At 60.5% G+C, this 17030-nt stretch carries 16 protein-coding genes; 9 read left to right on the forward strand and 7 right to left on the reverse strand.

All coding sequences use genetic code 11. From position 1 onward, the window contains the following. Nucleotides 1-102 precede the first annotated feature (102 nt). From MUN79_RS10315 to MUN79_RS10335, 5 genes are all read right to left on the reverse strand, one after another. Nucleotides 103-273, reverse strand: coding sequence for a hypothetical protein (locus MUN79_RS10315; protein WP_244677578.1), 171 nt, complete (start codon nucleotides 271-273; stop codon nucleotides 103-105). 335 nt (nucleotides 274-608) lie between these two features. Beyond that, entirely contained in the window at nucleotides 609-1121 is a 513-nt protein-coding gene (locus MUN79_RS10320) for a Rossmann-fold NAD(P)-binding domain-containing protein (RefSeq protein WP_244677579.1), read from the reverse strand. Nucleotides 1122-1375: 254 nt separating this feature from the next. Beyond that, nucleotides 1376-1906 (reverse strand): CvfB family protein, encoded by a 531-nt coding sequence (locus MUN79_RS10325; RefSeq protein WP_244677580.1) that lies wholly within the window; start codon nucleotides 1904-1906, stop codon nucleotides 1376-1378. Beyond that, a complete protein-coding gene (locus tag MUN79_RS10330; RefSeq protein WP_244677581.1) occupies nucleotides 1876-2211 on the reverse strand; it encodes a S1-like domain-containing RNA-binding protein in 336 nt (111 codons plus the stop codon). The genes MUN79_RS10325 and MUN79_RS10330 overlap by 31 nt, the downstream gene beginning before the upstream one ends. A gap of 398 nt (nucleotides 2212-2609) precedes the next feature. Beyond that, nucleotides 2610-4514, reverse strand: coding sequence for a BamA/TamA family outer membrane protein (locus MUN79_RS10335; RefSeq protein ID WP_244677582.1), 1905 nt, complete (start codon nucleotides 4512-4514; stop codon nucleotides 2610-2612). 282 nt (nucleotides 4515-4796) lie between these two features. Here MUN79_RS10335 and MUN79_RS10340 point away from each other — a divergent pair, with 282 nt between their 5' ends. The 5 genes from MUN79_RS10340 to rfbD all read left to right on the forward strand — a co-directional run bounded on the left by MUN79_RS10340 (nucleotide 4797) and on the right by rfbD (nucleotide 9152). Next, nucleotides 4797-6062 (forward strand): putative DNA modification/repair radical SAM protein, encoded by a 1266-nt coding sequence (locus MUN79_RS10340; protein ID WP_244677583.1) that lies wholly within the window; start codon nucleotides 4797-4799, stop codon nucleotides 6060-6062. Between the two features lie 111 nt (nucleotides 6063-6173). Beyond that, nucleotides 6174-6356: a hypothetical protein gene (locus MUN79_RS10345; RefSeq protein ID WP_244677584.1), complete on the forward strand. Its 183-nt coding sequence runs from the start codon at nucleotides 6174-6176 to the stop codon at nucleotides 6354-6356. A 22-nt stretch (nucleotides 6357-6378) separates the two neighbouring features. Next, nucleotides 6379-7257 (forward strand): alpha/beta fold hydrolase, encoded by an 879-nt coding sequence (locus tag MUN79_RS10350; protein WP_244677585.1) that lies wholly within the window; start codon nucleotides 6379-6381, stop codon nucleotides 7255-7257. Between the two features lie 11 nt (nucleotides 7258-7268). Then, nucleotides 7269-8174: a TIGR03915 family putative DNA repair protein gene (locus tag MUN79_RS10355; RefSeq protein WP_244677586.1), complete on the forward strand. Its 906-nt coding sequence runs from the start codon at nucleotides 7269-7271 to the stop codon at nucleotides 8172-8174. A gap of 111 nt (nucleotides 8175-8285) precedes the next feature. Continuing rightward, the gene (gene rfbD / locus MUN79_RS10360) at nucleotides 8286-9152 is read left to right on the forward strand and encodes a dTDP-4-dehydrorhamnose reductase (RefSeq protein WP_244677587.1); all 867 of its coding nucleotides are present in this window, start codon (nucleotides 8286-8288) and stop codon (nucleotides 9150-9152) included. A gap of 104 nt (nucleotides 9153-9256) precedes the next feature. Here rfbD and MUN79_RS10365 read toward each other — a convergent pair whose 3' ends face one another. After that, the gene (locus tag MUN79_RS10365) at nucleotides 9257-10549 is read right to left on the reverse strand and encodes an MFS transporter (RefSeq protein ID WP_244677588.1); all 1293 of its coding nucleotides are present in this window, start codon (nucleotides 10547-10549) and stop codon (nucleotides 9257-9259) included. 64 nt (nucleotides 10550-10613) lie between these two features. Between MUN79_RS10365 and MUN79_RS10370 the strand changes: the two genes are divergently transcribed. From MUN79_RS10370 to MUN79_RS30870, 4 genes are all read left to right on the forward strand, one after another. Continuing rightward, nucleotides 10614-13310, forward strand: a complete 2697-nt coding sequence (locus tag MUN79_RS10370) for a glycosyltransferase family 117 protein (protein WP_244677589.1) — start codon at nucleotides 10614-10616, stop codon at nucleotides 13308-13310. Beyond that, nucleotides 13286-13597, forward strand: coding sequence for a hypothetical protein (locus MUN79_RS10375; protein WP_244677590.1), 312 nt, complete (start codon nucleotides 13286-13288; stop codon nucleotides 13595-13597). The genes MUN79_RS10370 and MUN79_RS10375 overlap by 25 nt, the downstream gene beginning before the upstream one ends. 75 nt (nucleotides 13598-13672) lie before the next feature. Further along, complete coding sequence (locus MUN79_RS10380; protein WP_311136706.1) at nucleotides 13673-14059, forward strand: GreA/GreB family elongation factor; 387 nt, start codon at nucleotides 13673-13675, stop codon at nucleotides 14057-14059. After that, entirely contained in the window at nucleotides 14041-14193 is a 153-nt protein-coding gene (locus MUN79_RS30870; protein WP_311136707.1) for a GreA/GreB family elongation factor, read from the forward strand. The genes MUN79_RS10380 and MUN79_RS30870 overlap by 19 nt, the downstream gene beginning before the upstream one ends. A gap of 305 nt (nucleotides 14194-14498) precedes the next feature. On the opposite strand, the gene MUN79_RS10385 is transcribed toward MUN79_RS30870, so the two are convergent. Continuing rightward, the gene (locus MUN79_RS10385) at nucleotides 14499-16988 is read right to left on the reverse strand and encodes a M1 family metallopeptidase (protein WP_244677591.1); all 2490 of its coding nucleotides are present in this window, start codon (nucleotides 16986-16988) and stop codon (nucleotides 14499-14501) included. Nucleotides 16989-17030 lie beyond the last annotated feature (42 nt).

The raw sequence follows: 17030 nt of genomic DNA on the forward strand, positions 1-17030 counted from the left end.
CGTTGTAGAAGCCGGTGTAGCCGTTGAATACTTCGAAGTAGGGCTTGTAGTCGATGCCGACTACGAAGGGCAGGTCTTCCATCTTGTATTCCAGGCCCAGAATCAGGTCGGCCCGAAGGCTACGTAGGTAGCATCGTCGGTTACGTAGCGCCGGAACACTACGTACTGGTCTTTTTTGTGGTAGCGGTAGTAGCGTACGTCGTCGAAGTAGTAGCGGCCCTGGTAGGCACCCAGGTGGAAGCCCGCACCGTAGTAAAACTGCAGGCCGCGCACGTCCGAAATGGCCTTGTGCTTTTCGCCCAGCAGCGTGAGCCGGGCCCGCGGGCTTTGTACTCCGTCGTAACCAGGGCTTCGAGCGCGACGCCGTTTTTACCGCTCATGAAGTGCTTGATGGTCAGGCCCGAGGAGTAGCCGCCGCCGCGCAGACCAATGCCGGTGCTGTAGCCGGAGCTTGAGCCGGAGCCACCCGACGACTTCTTTTTGCTTTGGGCCGATACCAGCGTGGCGCTGCAGAGCAAAACCACGACCAGGAAAAGAGAGGAAATACACTTCATACGTTCTGGAACTGCTAAGGAAATATGGGACAAAAGTAAGCAGCCCAGCCGGACTTAGCGACGCAAGATGCGGCCCACCGCAATTTCATCCGATAAGTGCACTTTAATCCCGCCTCCGTCATCTTCAGCGGCCCGCAGCATGGCCCGTGCCACTGCAGCCCCCGGCACAGCCCGGTACCGGCGCAGCGGCCCCAGCAGCAGCGGATTGAGCACGCGCAGCAGCACGGCGCCTACTTGCTCGCCGGCACGCTTTTCGGTTCGCTCGCCCAGCAGCAGCGAGGGGCGGAAAATATGAATTGCCCGGAATGGGGCCTGCCGCACGGCCTGCTCCATCTCGCCCTTCACCTTGTTGTAATAAAACCGGGAACCGGCATCGGCCCCCATGGCCGAGATGACCATAAACTGGGCCGCGAAATTGGCCGCCGTCAGGGCGGCCAGCTTCACCACGTAGAGGTAGTCGACCTTGTAGAAGGCTTCTTTGGAACCGGCCTGCCGCATGGTGGTGCCCAGGCAGCAAAACACGTCGTCGGCAATGAGGGAAAGACGGTGCTGCTCCAGCTGGTCCATGTCCAGCAGGCGCTGCTCTAGCTTAGGGTGTACTATTGGTATGGGCCGCCGGCCTACGGCAATGACTTTGGCGTAGCGGTCGGAGGCCAGCAGCAGGGCAGCAACTGGCTGCCAACGAGGCCGCTGGCGCCGGCAATAAGAGCAGTTTTCTGGAGTTTCATAGGGCAGAGGGAGCGGAAAGCGGTACGACCGGCGAAGAGAAAGGCCGGCCTACCATACGCAGGATTTCCGCCCGGGACTATCCCCGGCGCCGGCTACTTTCCCTCTACCAGACGCGTCTGCTCGGGCAACAGTTGTACCAGCCCCTGTTTATACAAGGAGCCCAGGGCTTTCTTAAACACTTTCTTGCTCATTCCCAGGCGACGGTAAATATCGTCGGCCTCACTTTTATCCGAGAGGGGGAGACTGCCGTTGGCTTTGCGCAAAGCATCCAGAATCACCTGGGCCGCGTCGAGGGCCTCGGCGTAGCCCAGCTTCTGCAGGCTGATATCGAGCTTGCCGTCGGGCCGCACTTGGCGCACGTAGCCCGTGGGCGTGTCGCCCAGGCGCAGGGGCTTGAACACCTCGTTATAATAGAGCAAGCCCTGGTGGGTGCCGTTGACGATGGCCGAATAGCCCAGGTCGGTTTCGGCGGCAATGAAGAGCTTTACTTCGTCGCCGGCCTGGCCGGGGAAGGGCTCCTCGCTCAGAAACCGGTCCCACTTGGCCGTGGCCACGATGCGGTCTGTGGTTTCGTCGAGGTACACGTACACCGTCACGCGCTGGCCGGGCGCAGGTTGCGCCATTGGTTGCTGTAGGGCAAAAACAGGTCTTTTTCCAGGCCCCAGTCCAGGAAGGCGCCCACCGCCGTCACGTCGCGCACGGTCAGGGCCGCAAACTCGTTGACGCGCACGTAGGGCTCCAGGGTGGTGGCAATCAGCCGGTCCTCGGAGTCGCGGTACACGAATACCCGCAGCCAGTCGCCCACTTGCGTGCCCTCGGGCACGTACTTGCCCGGAATCAGCAGGTCGCCGTCGTCAGAGGTCAGGTATAAGCCAAAATCGACCGCGCGGGCCACTTCCAGTTCGTTAAAATCGCCGAGCGCAAGCATGAGGTGAAGTGGTGAAATTGTGAAATGGTGAGTTGTTCTGGGGCAAAGGTAGCCTATCCGGGGCGGTAGTGCTGCGGCGCTGTTGCCAGGCCCGGTGGTTGACTAGCCGGGCCTCCAAATGGCTGCAAGTGCCCGCAACATGTGTCAGATGGCGCTGTAGACATTTACAACGAAGTAACCCAAGTGGAGAATGGCGCTGTAGACGTTTACAACGCCATACGCCAGACGTCAGATGCCGTTGTAAACATTTACAACGGCATAAGTCAAATGTCAGACGGCATTGTAGACGTTTACAACGCAGCAATCCGCCGGGCGGGTGCTTCTGTAACTACGTACAAGACCTGATTTCAAGCGCCGCGCCTCTCGCGCCTTCAGAACGTCAACTCACCATTTCACCGCTACTCGTAGCGCACCGTGTTGGGCTGGGCGAAGTTGAAGTCGCTGAAACCGTAATAAGGGCGGGCGTTTTCGAAGACGCGGAAGCCGCCGGGGTTGGTTTGGCCGCGGGGGTAATAACCCAGCAGCAGCTGCACGGTGCGCACGGCAATGTATTCGTTGCGCAGGCGCAGCCCCAGGCCGAAGCCGGTGTAGGGCGTGTTGCGGAAAGGCAATTCCTGCCCGGGCTTATTGGCCAGCCAGGCCGCATCTACGAACGCCACGCCCGCCACCCGGAAGCCCAGAAACGAGACGGGCGTAAAGACGGTGGTTTCGTAGTTGAGCACGAAGCGGCTGGTACCTCGCATATCCGACTCGAAGCCCCGCAGCCCGCGGTTGCCGTCGATGAGCAGGCCCTGTTCGTCGGCGCGGCGGTTGAAGCCCAGGGCCGAGCGGTTCCAGAAAAAATGCCGCCACTGCCAGTTGCCGGTGTGGTAGAGGCGGGTAAAATACAGCACTTCGGTGCTGAGCAAACCCTGTTGCCAGTCCTTGTCGCGCTGCCGGACATACGAGCCAAACTCCCCGCTCAGATACAGGTAGCCATTGCGCATACTGAAGCCGCCGGTGGCCGCACGCACGGCGTAGTAGTGGCGGTTGGCTTGGTCGTTGAAATCGTAACCGGCCGTCAGGCTTAGCAGCGTACCGGTCGGAATGTCCTCGGTGCGGCCAAAGCCGAACAGGTACTTGTCCTTATAATATCGCCGCACGCTGTAGCCCACCGTGCCCAGCACCACCGTGGAGTTGAGGTAATCCGGGTTGGGGCGGGCCGTGTAGTTGGTATTAAGTACCCGGCCCGACACAATCAGGCGGGCGGGGTTTTCGTAGCCCAAATCGTAGCTGCGCAGCCGGAACGAGCGGCCCAGCCAGGCGTCCCGGATGCTGTAGTTGGAGGGCAGGTAAAAGGTTGGCTTGTCAGGCAGTGTCACCGCTATGCCCTGGCGGGAGCTGCGCAAGGATACGGCCCCGGCGTAGCGGGTGTTGAGCGAGTAAAAGTCGCGGGAGAAGCCAATGGCCTTTTCCTCGTACTGAAACTCGTTGCGGTAGCGCACCTGCCCGTTGATAAAGTTGCGGAACGGCACCACGTAGCTGCCCTCGTAGCTCCACGACTGGGGCTCGGTGCGGCCGTACTCGAAGCGGTTGTTGATCTGGTGGCCCTGGCCCAGGAAGTTCACGTCGCGGGCCGCAATAACGCCCGCGCCCACGTCGCGCAGCTCAAACGAGCCCCCGATGCTGAACACGTCCTTGGTAATAATGCGGATGTCGACGCTGTCCTGAGTGGTGGTTTCCTCGTCCACGAACACGCGGGCGTCGAGCAGCTCGTCGGTCTGGCGCAAGAGACGCTCCGATTCGGTCAGGGCCTGGGGAGCCAGCTCTTCGCCCACCCGAAACAGCAGCAGCTGCCGCACCCGGGCCCGGGAAGTGGTTACGTGCAGGCTGTTGCCGGTGCGCTCCAGGATATTGCGGGGCTGGCGCGTGGGGTCCGAGACGCTGTAGCCAAACGCGTCGAGGGCCCGGATATCGATGCGCCGCACGATTTTGTAGTTGTGCTGATCAAACTGCCGGTCGAGCAGCTCCACGTCGATACCGACCTGGTCTTCCTTGCGCTCCGTGAAGTTGAAAATGGCTGAGGCCGCCTTGCCGGCAATGGTTTTGCGCTTGGTGTACGCCTTCAGGCCCGTCAGCACCCGCTCCTGGTCGAAGCGGCGGCGCAGGGAGTCGCGCCGGGTTTCGGGCTGGGTCCGCATCGAGTCCGTTACCACGGGCTTGGTCGGCTGCTGAGCCCAGGCGCTGCCCGCCACCAATAGCAGAGCCAGCAGCCCAGGCAGGCGGCGCAGCAATACGGAAACAGACCAGACACAGAGGTTCATGAAACGGCAACAACACGGTGGCTAACGGCCCGGCACAAGGGCCGTCGGCAAAGCCTTACTCGGCAAGTTACGAAGGGAAGGGGCGGTCCGCAACAGCTGAGCTGGATAAGCAAAAAAAGGTTGAGCGCGGCCGGTTGGCTGCCAAAGGCCGCAACAGGGGAGAAGGGCAGAAAGTGGCCACGCAGGGGCCCAGGCGGGAACCATTTCCTAAAAAAATTAGCTTAGTATAGTATTGCGCAGAAAGAATCAATCTGCTATTTTTAAGCCCTCAAACAGCCCCTAATGAACGAGCGGATTCAGGAAAAGCTAAGTATTTTGGCAGATGCCGCGAAGTACGACGTGTCGTGCTCCAGCAGCGGCGGCAAGCGGAAAAACGAGAACAAAGGCCTGGGCAACGCCGAGGGCATGGGCATCTGCCACTCGTTTACTGAGGACGGCCGCTGCGTGTCGCTGCTCAAGATCCTGCTGACCAACTACTGTATCTTCGACTGTGCTTACTGCGTGTCGCGCCGCTCCAACGACGTGAAGCGCGCCGCCTTTACCGTGGACGAAGTCGTGGACCTGACCATGAACTTCTACCGCCGCAACTACATCGAAGGCCTGTTCCTGAGTTCCGGCATCTTCAAGGATTCCGACTACACCATGGAGCGGCTGGTGCGCATCATCAAAAAGCTGCGCACCGAGCATAAGTTCAACGGCTACATCCACGTCAAAACCATTCCCGGCGCCTCGCCCGAGCTCATTGCCGAAGCCGGCCTCTATGCCGACCGCCTCAGCGTGAATATTGAGTTGCCCTCGGAGTTGAGCTTGACTACGCTGGCACCGGAGAAAAACTACCAGGAAATCCTGACCCCGATGGGCCAGATCCGGGACGGCATCACCCAGAACAAGGAGGAAAAGGCCCTGTTCAAGAAGGTGCCCAACTTCGCCGCCGCTGGTCAGAGCACCCAGCTCATCGTAGGCGCCTCGGCCGAAAATGACCACCAGATCATCAAGCTCACCGATTCGCTCTACAAGGGCTACGGCCTGAAGCGGGTGTACTACTCGGGCTACATTCCGGTGAGCGGCGACGCCCGCCTGCCCCAGGTAACGCAGCCACCCGTGATTCGGGAGCACCGCCTCTACCAGACCGACTGGCTCATGCGCTTCTACGGCTTTGAGGCCGATGAAATCCTGGACCCGGAGCACCCGTTCCTGGACCTGGAAATTGACCCCAAGCTGGCCTGGGCCCTGCGCAACCGCCACGTGTTTCCGGTCGACATCAATACGGCTGACTACGAGATGATTCTGCGAATTCCCGGCGTGGGGGCCCGTTCGGCCAAGCGCATTGTGGCGGCCCGCCGCTTCTCGCCGCTCAGCCTCGACCACCTGCACAAGTTTGGGGTGGTGCTCAAGCGGGCCAAGTTCTTTATTACCTGCAAGGGTCAGGCTCTCGAAACCCGCGACTACGACGAGCAGAGCATCCGCCGCCAGATTCTGTTTGGCGCCGGCTCGGTCCGCTCGGCCCTGGTCACCCAGCAGCTCGATTTGTTTGCCCAGGCCAGTTAAGGTGCCTGGGCTGGTGACGAAAGAAGGAATTGTGAAAAAGCTACACCAACCTCTAGTACGCATTAAACCAAGTCTTTCTACTGTCCCACGCTTACCGATTAACCTACTACGATGATGACTATTACCCACCGCGGTGCCGACGCGTCGGCCGCCATCCAGGAAACCAAACCCGAAAAAGTAGCCCGCCTGGCTTGCTGCTGCAAGCTCAGCGACCTGCTACCCATCGTGCGCCAGCTGCACGAGAAAACCCGCGCCCAGAACGCGCAATCGGCCGAACGGCCCGAAGCAGCCTGAGCCCAACCGCAACCCCGGCGCTATGCTAGCGGTAAAGCGTAGGGTGCACTACGAACTCGAACATCACTACATCGACACAAACGGCGTCCGCCTGCACGTGGTGCAGTGCGGCCCCGCGCACGGCCCACTCGTGGTGTTGCTGCACGGCTTTCCCGAATTCTGGTACGCCTGGCACCGGCAGCTGCACGCGCTGGCCGCGGCCGGCTACCGCGTGTGGGCTCCCGACCAGCGCGGCTACAACCTGAGCGACAAACCCCACCAAGTGGCCGACTACCGCATCGACACGCTGGCCCGGGACGTGCTGGGCTTGCTTGACGCGGCCGGTGAGCAACAGGCCTTTGTGGTAGGCCACGATTGGGGCGCGGCTGTGACCTGGCACCTGGCGGCACACTACCCGACGCGGGTGCGCAAGGCGGCCATGTTGAACGTGCCACACCCGAGCGTGATGAACCGCACGCTGCTGCGGAGCGCGGAGCAGTTGCGTAAAAGCTGGTACATTTTCTTTTTCCAACTGCCCTTGCTACCTGAGTGGCTGGTGCGGCGGCGCAACTGGGCATTTGGCCGGCAGGCGCTGGTGGGCACTAGTCGGCGGGGCACGTTCAGCACTGCCGATTTAGCCGAATACGTAACTGCCTGGCAGCAGCCCCGGGCCATGCGCAGCATGATCAACTGGTATAGGGCCGCCGTGCGTGCTCCGCGCCAACTGGCTACGGGGCGGGTTACGGTGCCGGTTCACATTATCTGGGGCGTGAAAGATGCTTTTTTGAAGCGGGAAATGGCTGAGAAAAGCCTGATGCTGTGCGAGCAGGCCCAGCTGACGTACCTGCCAGCCAGCCACTGGGTGCAGCACGAAGAGGCCGACGCTGTGAACGGGCTGCTGCTGCGGTTTTTTGAAGCCTAAAACTGTCCTGTATGAGCCGTTCCCTCACGCCCCTGAATCGTCAGCAAGTGCCGCAAACCGGGACGGCAGGGCCGCGGCCAACGGCCCCGGCCCTCACAGCTCCACCGCTGGATTACACCTACGACGGCTCATTCGATGGGTTGATGACGGTGCTCTTCACGATTTATGACCGCAAAGCTCCACCCAACAGCATTCAGCCGGAAGGCGCAGTGCAGGGTGGGCTGTTTACTCAACCTTTGCTGGTGGAGACGCACGAGGCCACGGCAGCGCGGGTGTGGGACGGGCTGCTGCGCCACATGCGCGAGGAAGCCCGGACGCGGCTGTTTCACGCCTTTCTAAGTGAGCAGCCCGACCGAGAGTTGCTCATCTTCCGTTACGCTGATTTGGCCATGCGTTCCGCCCAGGACATTGCCGAAAACTACACCGACGAAAATGTGCGGCGCGTGGCCCATCTTTCCCAGCAGATGGGGCGGGAAAAGCACCGGATGGAGGCTTTCGTGCGCTTTGAAAAGACGTCCGACGAGCTGTTTCACGCTACCATCGAGCCCGATTTCGACGTACTGCCACTGATTGCGCCCCATTTCACCAAGCGCTACGCCGACCAGCGTTGGCTGATTTACGACCAGCGCCGCCACTACGGCCTCTACTACGACCTGCACCGCACCGACATTGTGCAGTTTGAGTCCGACACTACCACCCCGCGCCGCTCGGGCGTGTCGGCCACGGTGCTCGACGAGCGGGAGCCGCTATTCAAGGTGCTATGGCAAACGTATTTCGACCACGTCAACATTCCGGAGCGCAAGAATATGAAGCTGCACCGGCGGCACATTCCGCTGCGCTACTGGAAGTATCTGAGCGAAAAACAGCCGCGGGAAACCCGGTTTGAGCCGATTCGGAATAAGCGGCCCCAGCCTTAGTCCACCTTGCGCCTCGGCTAAAACCCTTTTACTTTGTCCCGGCTCTGCCGCCCCTTTGTTGGGCGGTGGGGCCGGGACACAGCATTTACATCCACCTTAGCGGCGTAGAATATGGGTAGCATACTGGTTTTTGGCGCTTCCGGGCAATTGGGGCAGTGCTTGGCGCACGTAGCCCGGGAAAGAAACATGACCAACCTGGTTTTTCTGCCCGAGGCGCAAGCCAACATATTGGATAACAATGGACTACAAGCCGTTTTTGCGGAGCACCACCCCACGCACGCCATCAACTGCGCCGCCTACACGGCCGTGGATAAAGCCGAAGACGAAGTAGATATAGCCCGCAAGGTCAACCGGGACGGGGTAGCCAACCTGAGCAAGCTCTGCGCCCAACACAATACCATCCTGATTCACATTTCCACCGACTTCGTCTTTGCCGGCACCGGCAATCAGCCGCTGGTGGAAACCGACGAAACGGCTCCTATCAGCGTGTACGGCCTTACCAAGCTGGAAGGCGAGCAGGTTATTCCGGAGTTTACCGACCGATACTTCGTGCTGCGCACCAGCTGGCTGTATTCCGAGTACGCCGGCAACTTCGTGAAAACCATGCTCAAGCTGGGCCGGGAGCGGGATGAGCTGCGCGTCATCTGGGACCAATTGGGTACGCCCACCTACGCCATTGACCTGGCCGGCTGCATTTTGAGCATCATTGCTGGCGGCAACGAGCAGTTCGGAACGTACCACTATAGCAATGAGGGTGTTACCTCGTGGTATGACTTTGCCACGACTATCTTCGAGCTCAGCCAAACCACGGTCAAAACGACGCCCATCCGCACCGCCGAATACCCCACCAAAGCCACGCGTCCGGCCTACTCGGTGATGGACAAGACCAAGGCCAAAACCCAGCTGGGAGTAACAATTCCGCATTGGCAGGAAAGTCTGCGCGTGTGCATTAGCCGGCTGGCGGCTGCGGAAGCGTAGTTATCCACAGAGGTTTGTTCATAAAAGAGCCGCTACCCATACTCGGGAGCGGCTCTTTTGCTTGGTATTAAGCTTCGACTTTTGGCTGTAATTCCTCCCCGGCTTTAGGCGGGACGGGTGTTGCCGTAAAACCGGTTGACCAGCCACGCCGCCGCGACGAAGGCCAGGCCCACGCCGCACACGCCCGGCCACTGGTAGTGGTGCCAAGCCACCCCGCCCACCAACGAGCCCACCGAGCCGCCAATGAAATATAGCGTCATGTAAATCGTATTAAGTCGGCTGCGGGCCTCGGGAACCAGGGAGAAGATGCGCGACTGGTTGGAAATGTGGGTGGCCTGCACGCCAATGTCGAGCACGATAACACCCACAATTAGGCCCACCAAGTGGTAACCGCCGAAAGCCAGTACCAGATACGCCGCCAGGGCCATCAGAATGCCGATATTAATGGCGTAAGCCGGCCCGCGCGTGTCGGCCGACTTGCCAGCCAAGGGGGCCGCCAACGCGCCCAATGCGCCAATCAGGCCGAAAAAGCCGGCCACGTCGCTCTTGTAGAAATAGGGGCTGCCTTCCAGGAAAAACACCAGCGTAGTCCAGAACACGCTAAACGAAGCAAACAGGAAAGCGCCAGTCAGGGCCGACTTGCGCAGCACCGGCAGTGTGCGGGTCAGCGTCGCTAAGGACTTCATCAGGCTGCCGTAGGTGCCTTCGAAATCGGGTTGGTCTTTGGGCAGCTTCACGGCCAGCACCACGGCCAAAGCCAGCATCACGCCGCTGCCGATACCAAACACCAGCCGCCAGCCGCCGTGGGCTCCGATGTAGCCGCTCAGCGTGCGGGAAGCCAGAATGCCAATGAGCAGACCACTCATGATTTTGCCCACCACCCGGCCTCGCTCGGCATCGGAAGCCAAATGAGCCGCCATGGGCACCAACAATTGGGGTACGGCCGAGAAAATGCCAATCAGCAGGCTGGCCCCAATGAGCAGCAGAAAGGAGGGCGCTAACGCGGCGGCGGCCATAGCACCGGCCGAAAACAGCAGCAAAAGCAGAATCAGGCGCTTGCGCTCCAGCTTGTCGCCCAGCGGCACCACGAAAAACAAGCCCAGCGTGTAGCCCACCTGGGTAAGCGTGGCCACCAGACTGGCCTGGCTGTCGGTGAGCTGGAAGGTGCGGCCAATGTCGGCCAGCAGGGGCTGGTTATAGTAAATGTTGGCTACTACCAGGCCGCAGGCAATGGCCATGAGCCATACCAGGCCGGGCGTGAGGGCAGGAGGGTGAGACTTGGTAGCTGCCGGGGCGCAGAAGAAATCATAGGTGAAAAGCAGCTCAGCTCGCAACGACGGGGCGAAGCGGCAATGAAAATTGAGGGACTTAGGCAACGCTTGCCCGAAGGCTGGCATCTGTCAGCGCGGTATCCGGCGCTGGCAGGCCCGGGCTAATACGTGTAGGACTTAACCCCGAGTTATGTTGAAGAGTTATCAAAAAGCCAATAATGTGACCGGCGCGCTGGTGTTTGGCCTGGCCCTGACTACTTACTTGCTTACGCTGGAACCCACCGTAAGCTTCTGGGACTGCGGTGAATTTATTGCCAGTGCCAACAAATTGCTGGTTCCTCACCCGCCCGGTGCGCCCACGTTTCTGCTGCTCGGGCGGCTGGCTTCCCTGCTGGCCGTCGACCCTAGCCAGGCCGCGGCTTTGGTCAACGGCCTCTCGGCGCTGAGCAGTGCCCTGACGGTGCTGTTCCTGTTCTGGACCATCACGATGCTGGCCCGAAAGCTGGTGCTGCGCGGTATAGAAAGCTCGGTAGAGCCCACCAGCAGCCAGACCCTGCAGATTCTGGGCGCGGGCCTGGTGGGCGCCCTGGCCTTCACCTTCTCCGACTCGTTCTGGTTTAATGCCGTGGAAGCCGAGGTGTACGCCATGTCGGCTTTGTGCACGGCTGTGGTGGTCTGGCTGATGCTGAAGTGGGAAAACCGCGCCGCCGAGCCCGATTCCGACAAATGGCTGATTCTGATTGCCTACGTTATTGGCCTCAGCATCGGGGTGCACTTGCTCAACCTGCTGGCGTTGCCGGCCCTGGGCCTGCTGTATTACTTCCGCAAAACCAGCCAGCCCACTACCCGCGGCGGCCTACTGGCGTTGGGCCTGAGTGGGGCCTTGGTGCTGGCCATTCTACTAGGCATCATTCCGGGCTTGCCCTCGTTGGCGGGAGATTTTGAGGTCTTTTTTGTCAACTCCGTGGGGCTGCCGTTTAACAGTGGGGTGGTTATTTTCCTGCTGTTGCTGGTGGGCGCTATTGCGGCGGGCTTCTGGTTTGCCCAGCGCACCGGCCGGGTACGCCTGCACACGGCGCTGCTAAGCCTGGTGTTCATTCTGATTGGCTATTCGACTTACCTGATTGTGCCGATACGCTCGGGCTTCAACCCCGCCCTCGACGAGAATAACCCCGAGGACGTGCTGTCCTTCGTGAGTTACCTCAAGCGGGAGCAGTACGGCTCCCGGCCCTTGCTCTACGGCCCGCAGTTCAACGCCCAGCCCGTGGATCAGCAGCAGGGCGCCCCGCGCTACGAGCGCAGCCACGATGCCCAGGGCCACGACACCTACGTGGTGGCTGAGCGCCGCCTGGAAACCATTTACCGCGACCAGGACAAGATGCTGCTGCCCCGCCTCTACAGCAACCAGCCGGGCCACGTGCGCGCTTACCAAACCTGGGTGGGCGTGCAGCCCGATCAAAAACCGACCATGGCCCAAAACCTGGCGTTTCTGGTCCAATACCAGCTGGGCCACATGTACTGGCGCTACTTCCTGTGGAACTTCGTGGGCCGGGAAAGTGACGTGCAGCAGGCCGGCGTGCTTTGGCCCCTGAGCAGCAACGACGGTTTGCCGGCCGAGCTGGCTCACAACCGGGCCCGCAACAATTTCTACGCGCTGCCTTTACTGCTGGGCCTGCTGGGGTTGTTCTACCAGGTGAAGCGCGACGGGCGTAATGCCTTGGTTGTGGGGTTGCTGTTCGTGCTGACCGGCCTGGCTATTGTGCTGTATCTGAACCAGCCGCCCACCGAGCCCCGGGAGCGGGACTATACTTTCGCGGGTTCCTTCTACGCCTTTGCCATCTGGATTGGGCTGGGCGTGCTGGCCTTGCAGGAAGTGCTGCGCTACGTGCTGCGCCCCGAGCGGCTGCGGCTGGTGGCGGCTCCGCTGCTGGCGTTGGCCGTGCCGGGAATTATGGCCGACCAGGGCTGGGACGACCACAACCGCTCGAACCGCTACGCCGCCCTGGACTGGGCCAAGAACATGCTCAGCAGCGTGGCACCCAACGCCATTCTGATTACCTACGCTGACAACGACACGTTTCCGCTGTGGTACGCCCAGAACGTGGAAAATTTCCGCCCCGATGTGCGCGTGGCTGTGCTCAGCTACCTCAACACCGACTGGTACGTGGACCAGATGAAGCAGCCGGCCAACCAGTCGAAGCCCTGGCCCTTGTCGTTGACGCACAAAGACTATTCCCAGGGCACCAACGACTACCTGCCCTACGTGGAGAATCCCGCGGTAACGGCGCTGAACGTAAAGGAATTCATGCAGCTGGTGCGCCAGAACAGTCCTTTGCTACAAGTGCAGACCCAGTCGGGCAAAAGCCTGCTTTCGTATCCTACTACCAACTTCTACCTCGACGTGGATACGGCTGCGGTGCGCCGCCTGGGCATTATTCCGAAGGAGCGAAACAAGCAGCTGGTAGCCCGCATGCATTGGCAGGCCAGCAAGGAGGCTCTGGAGAAAAACACCCTGGTTATTCTGGACTTGCTGGCCACCAACAACTGGCAGCGGCCCGTGTACCTGTCCACCAGCATTCCGCAGCAAGACTACGCCGGCCTCGACAACTATATGCAGCTCGAAGGCCTGGCTTACCGCGTGCTGCCCGCCCAAAACCCCACGGCCCAGCCCCGGGAAGTTGGCGCGGTATCGACCGAGCTGCTGTTCGACTCCTTGATGCGCAAGTTCTCCTACCGCAACCTCAACCGGCCCGACGTGTATTACGACGAAATCATCCGGCGCACCACGAGCCAGTACCGGGAGCAGTTTGCGCGGTTGTCGCAGGCCTACATCCAAGCGGGGAGCCGGCCAAGGCTAAGCAAGTGGTGGAGCGCTGCCTGCGCGTGATGCCCGACGACACCATTCCCTTCGATTATAACAGCGCCGATTTGATTGCGCCCCTGGTCAAGCTCGGTGAGGTGAAGCGCGCCCACGCTCTGTTCGATTTGCTTGCTGACCGGGCTCAGCAGTCATTGGCCTACTACAGCCAGCACGACCCTGCTTTGTTTGAGCGCGAAGTCGGGGTCAACATCATCACACTGCAGCACCTCTACCAGGCCGCCGCCGATACCAATGACCGGGACCGGGCCGCACGGGTAGCGGCGCTGGCCGAGCAATATTACCCGAGGTCATAAGGGCACCGCGAGGAAGTTAGCCGCTAAAAAGAGCCGAAAACAACCGTGTTTTCGGCCTTTGCGTTTAGCTGTAGTATGAGCCGCGCATTTACCAAAGAGGACGACGTTCAGGCGCCGACCATTATTCCGCCCCGGGCCGCCTTGCCGCCCAATACGCCCAACTACGTCACGCCTCAGGGCCTGGAGCTACTGCGGCAGGAACTTGCTACGCTTGAGGCCGAGCGGACCCAGGCCGAAGCCAACCGCGACAACGACGCCGACCGAACCCGGCTGCTGTCCGTCTACAACGGCCGCATCAGCGACCTGACCAGCCGCATTGCCAGCGCCAAAGTAGTCGACCCCAAAACCCAGCCGCCCAAGGAAGTGCGCTTCGGCGCTACCGTCACGCTACGCACCCAGAGTGGGGCAAAGTGGGTTTTGAGCGAAAGTTTACCATTGTTGGCGTGGACGAAGCCTCCGTAGCGTCCGGCAAAGTGGCGTTTGTAGCGCCCATTGCCCGCGCCGTTATCGGAGTCAAGCTGGGCAAAACCGTCACGCTAAAGCTGGGTCCGAAAGAGGAAGTGGTGGAAGTAGCCGCTATTTCCTATGAGGGGTGAGCAGCCCGCTTGTCTGGCCACAGGCCGTCATGTCGACCAGGGAGACATCTCGCGTGCTGATGTTATTTATTCTGTCATCCTGAGCTTAGCGAAGGACCTTCCTTTCCTAAGTGACAAGCTTTGTTCAGCGCCCAAAATCCTTTGTCATTGTCAGGAAAAAGGGTTTGGGTGTTGGTACCACCCGTAGTGGGGTAGAAGAGGAAGGTCCTTCGCTAAGCTCAGGATGACAGGTGGAGAAAATACAAAAAAAGTCCCTTCACTGTGTAGTGAAGGGACTTTTTGCGAATCAGCAAGCCGCTGGAAATCTACTTAGCCTGCTGAATAGCCTCCACGGCTTTGTCGATGGCCTGCTGGGCTTGCTGCACATTGGGACCGGTGGTTTTGCGCTGCTTCACGCTTTGCAAGAGGCCAATGAGGGGCTCGGCGGCTCCCTGGGGCTTAAACTGAATGGCCAGGTCGCGTACCCGGTCTACGCCCTGATTGAAGTTGGCTGGGTCATCGAGGCGTACGAGCATGTTCGAAAGGCCTTCGAGCAAGCCGAAGCGACCCTGTAGCGGGGCTGCGTCAAACTTGTCGCGTACGAAATTCCACTGGGCATCGCCGCCCTGGGCCGCGTACACCCCGATAACGGCGGCCAGCATATTCTGATTTTCCGTCGCCTCCAACGCTTTGGCCTGAGTTAGCGCCTTAGCCGGAGCTACGGCGGCCAGGCCGCTCAGGGCCGCCCCGCTCACTTGGTATGACTCGTTCTTGAGCTGCTGGGTAAAGAGCTTCTCGTCCTTTTTATCCTTGAGCTTAGCCAAGGCGTCCAGGGCGTTGGCCCGCACCGAGTTCTGCGGATCGGTGGCGGCCAGCTTGCGTAGCGCCGGAGCTGCGGCTTTCACGGTGGCCTTGTTTTCCAGGTTCAGGGCCGTAATGGCGACGGAGCGCAGGTTGTAGAACTTGTCGGACATAGCCTTTACCAGCAAGGTGCGGGCGGCGGCATCGTCCTGCTTGTCCTTGGCAGCTATAATAGCCTCGCGCCGGTCCAGGAACAGCGGGGCGTGGCTGTACTGGTACACGTATTCCGACAAGGGCTTATTGTCCTTTTTAAGCCACACCGTGAGCTTGGTAGCATCCACATTGACCAGCTCGGGCTTGGCGCTGGCCGCAAACTGGAAGGTTTCGGTGGCTTGGCGCATGGTCACCATGTGGCGCTCGGGCTTGCCGTTCACGTACACATCCACGGCCAGCGGCAGCTGAAACACGGGCCCTTCCTGGGTTTGCTTCAGCGTCACGCTCTGCACTTTTTTGGCCGCGTCCCAGGCGTAGTCGATGCTGACTTCGGGGTGACCGCTGCCATAGTACCACTGGTTGAAAAACCAGTTCAGGTCGCGGCCCGAGGCGGCTTCCATGGCCAGGCGTAGCTGGTGGGCTTCGCCGTTGCCAAGGGCATTCTGTTTCAAGTACTGATTCAGGCCAGCGAAGTACACGTCGTCGCCAAGGTAGGTGCGCAGCATGTCCTGAATGGCGCCGCCCTTCTGGTACGTTACCCCGTCAAACATTTCCTCTTTGTCGCCATAGTGGAAGCGCACGAGGTCCTTGGAGTAGTTATTGGGGTTGTTGAGGTAGTTGCGGATGTACTGGGCGCGGTGGGCGTCGGCGGCTTCCTTGCCGTACTTGTGCTCGGCCCACAGCGCCTCGCTCATGTCAGCCATCGACTCGTTCACCGTCAGATTGCTCCAGCTTTCGGCCGTCACGTAGTCGCCAAACCACTGGTGAAACAGCTCGTGGGCAATAACCGACTGATTGTTGGCGTACTCCCGGTCGAGCAGCTCCCGGGCGTTCATCTGCAGAAACTCGCCGTGCAGCGTGGCTGTGGTATTTTCCATGGCCCCGCTCACGTAGTCGCGGGCTACAATCTGGGCGTACTTGTTCCAGGGGTAATCCACGCCGAGGCGCTTGGAGAAGAACTCCATCATTTCGGGCGTGTCGCCGAAAATCTGCTTGGCGAAGGGTGCGTACTTGGGCTCCAGATAATAGGTCACCGCCTTGTCGCGCCACTTGTCCTCGTAGATTTTAAAGTCGCCCACGGCCATCATAAACAGGTAGGGCGCGTGGGGCATTTCCATCTTCCAGGTGTCGGTGCGTAGCCCGGTGCCGGCCGGCGTGGAGCCCGTCATCCGCCCGTTGCTGAGCGTGACGTACTTGGCGGGCACCGTCATGCTGATTTCCGAAGTCGTCTTCTGGTTGGGCCGGTCGATGGTCGGAAACCAGGCCGAGGAAGCTTCCGTCTCGCCCTGGGTCCAGATCTGCACCGGCTTGCCCTTCACGGCGCTGTCGGGGTTGATAAAATACAGACCCTTGGCGTCGGTAATGGCCGCGCTGCCTTTCACCTTGAGCTCGTCGGGCTTGGCCGTGTACTCGATATACACGGTGTAGGGCGTGCCCACCGGCATCATCCGGCCCAGGCTGATGCGCAGGTTATTCTGGTCGGCGTAGTCGTACTTGAGCGGCGTCTGGGTGCTGCCATCCACTAAGGCTACCGTTTTAATGTCAAAGCCCTTGGCGTCGAGGCGCAGGGAGTCGGTGGCGTAGGCGTAGGGCTTGAGCGTAAGCCAGGCCTTGCCATTGAGGTGGCGTTTGGCGTAGTCGAAGCCCACGTCGAGCTTGGTGTGCACCAGCGCGTTGATTTTGGTATCGGTGGCGCGGTAGGGGAGGGCGGGCTCGGCGCCGGCCGCCGGGCGGGGCGCTTGCTGGGCCCAGCTGGCCGTAGCAGCCAGTAAGCTGACGCTCAGGATCAGGGTTTTCTTCACGGGAAGCAGAGAAAGGGGAGAGTGTGGTTCTGCGTGAAAGTA

Source organism: Hymenobacter cellulosilyticus, from assembly GCF_022919215.1.
Taxonomy (GTDB): domain Bacteria; phylum Bacteroidota; class Bacteroidia; order Cytophagales; family Hymenobacteraceae; genus Hymenobacter; species Hymenobacter cellulosilyticus.